This is a genomic window from Rheinheimera sp., assembly GCF_036568245.1.
In the GTDB taxonomy this organism is placed as follows: Bacteria; Pseudomonadota; Gammaproteobacteria; order Enterobacterales; family Alteromonadaceae; genus Alishewanella.
The window spans coordinates 1-6,024 of the sequence record NZ_DATCSY010000022.1 but is presented as its reverse complement, the minus strand read 5'-3'; the positions used below and the strand labels follow the sequence as shown (position 1 = coordinate 6,024).

Sequence of the window (6,024 nt, the reverse complement as noted above, 5' to 3'; positions counted from 1 at the left end):
GGTGTAGTGCATGGCGACAACTTTGTCCTGAGAAATGGTCATGAAAACCTCTTTAATTGATTGAATAGGGTAACGGCACAATGCGCAGTGCCGGGGCACTTTCGCTGCTTAGCCGTAATGGATCTGCCGGTGTTATGTCGTTTGGTAACACTGCAATTAACCATAATGTATTGTTAATATTTGCAGCATTGACAACCTGGCCGCTCCGGCGCCAGTTATCACCCAGTTGTAATTCTATATCAGTACCCGCTGCCGGCAGCTCAGTTGTGTCTGCCTGTAAAATATAGGCCGCTCTTTTATTGCCGCCACGATATTTCAGCCGGGCGACAGTTTCTTGCCCAATATAGCAGCCTTTAGTAAAGCTGATGGCGTCGAGTGCCTGTAAGTTAAGCATTTGAGGCACCAGGGCGCCAATTAATTCCTGCTCCAGGTAACTGAAACCGTGCTGTATATGCTGCGCCAGCCAGACGTTGGGTGCAGCAAAAGGCAGTGATGTTGTCATCAGCGCTTTAGCAGCGTTCAGCGGCATTAACAGCAGAAAATGGCCCGGCGCTAACGCCAGCAGCAACGCATCCTGGTGCCGGCTGAGGCTGCCAGGTTGTGGCAGTGTAAAACCAAGCTTGCTAACCAGCGAGTGTGCATCCTCGCCGCCAATACCGAAAACGGCATAATGCTGCTGGCCGGCTTCGAAGCTGACTTTGGAAAACACACCAAACTTCTTCCACTGTGTTGTTGAGGCGCTCAGTTCATCGCGAAATGCTACCGTTATCAGCTGCTCACCAACACTGGCAAGATAGAATTGAGACCACATTTTGCCTTTGGCATCGCAATGCGCACCGTGCAGAAAATTATCGTCGGTTAAACTGTCCAAATCACAGGTCGTTTGCCCCTGCAGGTATTTGCGGTTGTCGGCTCCAGATACGAGCAGGCTGTCAAAAGCAGGCAGGGGGGCAATAAAGGCGCCCTTTACCTGCGTAGATAAAGAAGCGTACTGTTCAGCGGTTAACCAGGATGTATGCATAGCAGTGTTTACTCGGTAACGGGTAGCTAAGTTATAACGCTATGATTGGGGGAATGGATTAAAAGCTCAACCCCGTTTGCCAATTTTTGTTAGAATCGCGGCATAACCATCTGACCTGATGACTCAGGCCGCTGTGAGCAAGGACTAATATGACAGAGTTAATGACAAAACCCAGGCTGCGCTGGGCATGCCGTCGCGGCATGCTGGAGCTGGATGTATTACTGGCGCCATTTGTTGAGCAGGGCTATGACGCCCTGACGCAACAGCAAAAGCAGGATTTTGAGCGCTTGCTGGCCTGCGATGACCCGGACTTATTCGCTTGGTTTATGGGGCATGCGAAGTCATCCGATCCGGTGTTACAGGCGTTAGTGCAGCTGATTCTGGATCGTGTCCGCGTTTAACATCAGGCTAAAACCCTCGGTCTATGCGCAAATTGGCATGGCTCTGCTGGCGCTGATGCCGCCGCTGGTGCTGGCTTTTTCGCCTCTGCAGGGGTACTGGTTGTATCTGCTGGCGTTACTGGCATTCATCTATTATTGGCAGTGGTACAGTCATTTTGCCAGGCTGCGCCAGCAGCAGATGCTGACACTGACAAACGATGGCTTATTACACTGGTTTGGCCCGTACAACAGTTCAGGCCGGTTAACTGCCGGTGGGTTAGTGGCGCAGTATGCGGTGAAACTGTGCTGGCGCGATCAGTCAGGGAAACAGCACCAGCGCTGGATCTTGGTAGACCAATGTGATGAGCCGCAGTATCGCGCACTGGCCCGGCTGATAAACCAGAGCAGCTGGTCAGCAGGCGGGCCGGATACTCTTTAATCAGATACTACGTAATTGGCAGGCGTTAATAGTGTCGGGGCGCTGTCTTGCAACAGTGCCGGGTAATCCAGGTTGTAATGTAAACCGCGGCTTTCGTGGCGCTGCATCGCACAGCGGATAATCAGCTCGGCGACCTGCACCAGATTACGCAGCTCAAGTAAGTTATGGCTGACACGGAAGTGGCTATAATATTCCTGAATTTCCCGTTGCAGCAGCTCCACCCGGTGTAACGCCCGTTCCAGCCGTTTATTAGTGCGGACTATACCGACGTAATCCCACATAAATAACCGTAACTCGTGCCAGTTATGGGTGATCACCACTTCTTCATCTGAGTCACTGACACGGCTGTCATCCCACGACGGTAAATCCGGCAGGCTGCTGGCCGTGTTTAATTGTGCCAGGATATGTTTGGCCGCCGCCTGTGCAAACACTACGCACTCCAGCAGTGAATTACTGGCCATGCGGTTGGCGCCGTGTAACCCGGTGTAAGCCACTTCACCTATGGCGTATAAGTTATCAATGTCAGTCTGGCCGTTTAAATTAGTCACTACACCGCCGCAGGTATAGTGTGCAGCCGGCACCACAGGTATCGGCTGTTTAGTAATATCAATGCCGACACTTAAGCATTTGGCATAGATAGTCGGGAAATGTTCGAGAATAAAATCTTTGGCTTTGTGGCTGATATCCAGATACACGCAGTTTGCGCCAAGGCGTTTCATTTCATAGTCAATGGCCCGGGCAACGATATCGCGCGGCGCCAGCTCGGCTCTTTCATCGAAGTCTGGCATAAAGCGGCTGCCATCCGGCCGTTTTAAATAGGCGCCTTCGCCGCGCATTGCTTCGGTAATAAGAAAATTAGGCGCGTCCGGATGATACAGGCTGGTAGGATGAAACTGGTTAAATTCCATGTTGGCCACCCGGCATCCGGCGCGCCATGCCATCGCAATACCGTCGCCACTGGCCACATCCGGATTGCTGGTATAAAGGTATACTTTACTGGCACCGCCAGTTGCCAGCGCAATAAAACGGGCTTTTACCAACTCGACCTTGGCCGCGGTTTTGTTCCAGACATAAGCGCCATAACAATGTTTGGGGTTCTGGCCAATCTTGCGGCCATTAATCAAATCTATGGCATTGTAGTTTTCCAGCAGACGAATGTTCGGGTGGGCTTTAACTTTGTCTACCAGCGTGATCTGCACGGCCTGGCCGGTGGCATCAGCGGCGTGCAAAATGCGGCGGTGGCTGTGGCCGCCTTCGCGGGTTAAATGATATTTCAGGCTGCCATCTTCGTCCTGATATTGGTCGAACGGCACACCCTGGGCGATTAGCCATTCCATCGCGGTTTTAGCATTGCCGGCAGTAAACTGCACAGCTGCCTCATCACACAAACCGGCACCGGCAATCAGTGTATCGTTTACATGTGATGCAATGCTGTCGTTCTCATCAAAAACGGCCGCAATACCGCCCTGAGCATAAAGCGTAGAGCCTTCGCGCAGGGGCCCCTTGCTCAGCACCAGCACATTGGCATTGTCGGCCAGTTGCAGCGCCAGTGATAAACCGGCCGCGCCACTGCCAATAATTAAAACGTCACAAAGATATTCTTTTGCTTGCGTCATGCGATACACTTGCTATCAGTCAATGTCGGGCTATTGTAGCTTTTTTGCCATAATTAACAGAACTATTTCTGCGGCGTACAGTCATACCAGCAAGCTAGACCAGCGCCAGTTAGCACAACGAACAAGTATTACAGGGGAAAGGCTCGAACATGAGCGAGCAAGAATTGGACTGGCAGATTGTCCAGCGCGTACAGCAAGGCGATAAAGCTGCGTTTAATGTTTTGGTAAGAAAATATCAGCACCGGATTGCGAACTTAATTTCCCGTTATGTCTCTAACCACGGAGACGTAGCTGACGTGGCGCAGGAAGCCTTTATTAAAGCCTATCGCGCCATTCCGGGCTTTCGTGGTGAAAGTGCGTTTTATACCTGGCTGTACCGTATCGCGGTTAACAGCGCGAAGAATTATCTGGTTGCCAATGGCCGTAAGCCTCCGGCAACTGATGTAGATGCCGAAGATGCCGAATATTTTGAAGGCAGTGACGCGTTAAAAGAACAGGACTCACCAGAGCAGTTGTTGTTATCTGATGAAATCCGCCATGTGGTGTTTAGCACCATAGAAAAACTACCTGACGAGTTACGCACGGCCATTACTCTGCGTGAACTTGAAGGGTTAAGCTATGAAGAAATTGCGGATGTAATGGGCTGCCCGATAGGCACCGTTCGCAGCCGTATTTTCCGGGCGCGTGAAGCCATTGATGTGCAGCTGAAGCCGTTAATCAGCTAGCTGTCAGGGCAACAACCAGTAATTAAGACAGGAAACATTATGTCGTCAGAACATCAGGATTGGCTCTCTGCCGCCAGTGACAATAAGCCACTGACCAAAGCACAGCTTGATAGTTTGCTAAGGGATACAGAGCTGCAATCTACGCTGGAACGTTATCACCTTATTGGTGCCACCATACGCCGTGAAGCCCGTGGCCCTGTGTCATCTGATTTTTCAGCTGATGTGATGGCGAAAATTGCTGATGAACCGGTGTATCAGCTGCAGACTGACCGCAGTTTACTGCAGCGTGTCAAAGCGTCTGTAGCCTCAGCGGCAAACGGGCGTTGGTTGCAACCTGTTGCTCAGGGCGCTATTGCTGCCGGTGTAGCACTGATGGCGGTGTTTGGGGTGCAGCAATACCAGCAACAGCCCGAAGACATGTTAAGCCCACAGCCGTTGTTACAGACTCAGCCTATTGCTGGTTTTGCGACACCGGTAAGTTTAAGCCAGACCACCGTATCTGATCGCTTTGCGGAGCAAGAGCAGCAAGCCATGCTGGAGCAGCAAAAGCGCTTGCAGGCCTTGCTCAATGCGCATCGTCAGCAGGTACGGGTTATGGAGCAAGCACAGCAGGCAAGCCATAAAACTGAAGCAAACACCGGGTCTGAACAAAACGAGCAGCAATGATGCGATTCTCTGGCGTATGTAGTGCCATAGTATTGGTTGTGTTTTCTACTTTGGCCCAGGCTGAGCAAGCTGGCTGGGCCTTATTTGACAAAGTACAGCACGCCGTAAAACAGTATAACTTTGATACCTCTTTTGTAGTGTTAAAAGGCACCAATGTCGATACGTACCGCTGGTTACACGGTCGTACTGACGGCCAGGAAATCGAACATCTCATTCCCTTAGATACCAGTGGCGTAGATATTTTGCGCCGTGATGCGTTGGTGTATTATTTGCTGACCGACAGGCCCGCTTTTGTTACCCGCAGCGACAACATTCCTGAACTACCGGCATTGTTTTTTGAACCCAAAGAAAATATCCAGCGCCTGTACAACGCTGTCGCCGGCAGCAGCTCTGTTATGTCTGGCCGTAGCGCACAGTTGCTGCGTCTGACGGCAAAAGATGCCAGCCGGTATAATTACTGGCTGTGGCTGGATGATGAAACCGGTTTTCCGCTGCGCATCGATACCTTATCGGAGCAACAAAATGCGCTGGAGCGCTGGCTGGTGACTCATATGCAGATAAGTGCTGAGATGCCGGAAAATTTGCGCTCTTTAATGGCGGCAGAGTTACCCGCGCCCGGTGACAGTGTCACCCGTACTGCAGTGGCCAGCAACCACCAGCTTACCTGGCTACCACAAGGCTACTCGCAGGTAGAAGAACCCGCCAATATCCCACAGCTGGAAAACAGCCTGTTAAGCTACTGGTTGTTAAGTGACGGCTTACATCAGGTTTCAGTGTTTGTGCAGCAGGCACAGCGCTTGCCGACACAGGCTTATCGTGATGGCGCTACGACTATTTACGTGCAAAATGCCAATCAGCTTGAAGTGACAGTAATAGGTCCGGTCAGTATAGAGACCGCGCGTCAACTGGCCGCAGCGGTGCACTGATGGTAGAAGAAATTGCCACTGTGGTATCCGTTGAGCAAACTGGCGTCTGGCTGACAACAACCCCTGTCGCCAGTTGCAATGCCTGTCAGGTCAGCGACGATTGTGGCACCGGTGTAGTGGCAAAAACATTAACACCGAAAAAGCTACACTTTTTTGTTGCGTCAGAGCTGAAGCTGTTAGCCGGTGAGCAGGTGAAAATAGGCATCTCTGAACAGAGCCTGATAACGGCGGCCATGTTGGTTTACCTGTTG

8 protein-coding genes are annotated in these 6,024 nt (G+C 51.4%); 6 read left to right on the top strand and 2 right to left on the bottom strand.

Features of this window, described 5'->3' with window-relative positions:
* Positions 1-52: 52 nt before the first annotated feature.
* Complete coding sequence (gene ygfZ, locus VIN66_RS00955; protein ID WP_331922250.1) at positions 53-1,021, bottom strand: tRNA-modifying protein YgfZ; 969 nt, start codon at positions 1,019-1,021, stop codon at positions 53-55.
* A 149-nt stretch (positions 1,022-1,170) separates the two neighbouring features.
* On the opposite strand from ygfZ, the gene VIN66_RS00950 reads away from it, so the two are divergent.
* On the top strand, positions 1,171-1,422 hold the full coding sequence (locus VIN66_RS00950; protein WP_331922249.1) for a succinate dehydrogenase assembly factor 2: 252 nt from the start codon (positions 1,171-1,173) through the stop codon (positions 1,420-1,422).
* Positions 1,409-1,840 (top strand): protein YgfX, encoded by a 432-nt coding sequence (locus VIN66_RS00945; RefSeq protein ID WP_331922248.1) that lies wholly within the window; start codon positions 1,409-1,411, stop codon positions 1,838-1,840. The genes VIN66_RS00950 and VIN66_RS00945 overlap by 14 nt, the downstream gene beginning before the upstream one ends.
* Here the strand turns inward: VIN66_RS00945 and nadB are convergent.
* The gene (nadB, locus tag VIN66_RS00940; RefSeq protein ID WP_331922247.1) at positions 1,837-3,456 is read right to left on the bottom strand and encodes an L-aspartate oxidase; all 1,620 of its coding nucleotides are present in this window, start codon (positions 3,454-3,456) and stop codon (positions 1,837-1,839) included. The two genes, VIN66_RS00945 and nadB, sit on opposite strands and share 4 nt — an antisense overlap.
* Before the next feature lie 149 nt (positions 3,457-3,605).
* Here nadB and rpoE point away from each other — a divergent pair, with 149 nt between their 5' ends.
* From rpoE to VIN66_RS00920, 4 genes are all read left to right on the top strand, one after another.
* Positions 3,606-4,181, top strand: a complete 576-nt coding sequence (gene rpoE, locus VIN66_RS00935; RefSeq protein ID WP_134056651.1) for an RNA polymerase sigma factor RpoE — start codon at positions 3,606-3,608, stop codon at positions 4,179-4,181.
* A gap of 39 nt (positions 4,182-4,220) precedes the next feature.
* Positions 4,221-4,847, top strand: coding sequence for a sigma-E factor negative regulatory protein (locus tag VIN66_RS00930; protein ID WP_331922246.1), 627 nt, complete (start codon positions 4,221-4,223; stop codon positions 4,845-4,847).
* Positions 4,844-5,773 carry a MucB/RseB C-terminal domain-containing protein gene (locus VIN66_RS00925; protein ID WP_331922245.1) on the top strand — a complete coding sequence of 310 codons (930 nt, stop codon included), beginning with the start codon at positions 4,844-4,846 and terminating at the stop codon, positions 5,771-5,773. The genes VIN66_RS00930 and VIN66_RS00925 overlap by 4 nt, the downstream gene beginning before the upstream one ends.
* On the top strand, positions 5,773-6,024 hold a 252-nt coding region (locus VIN66_RS00920), incomplete at its 3' end, for a SoxR reducing system RseC family protein (RefSeq protein ID WP_331922244.1). The genes VIN66_RS00925 and VIN66_RS00920, both read left to right, overlap by 1 nt.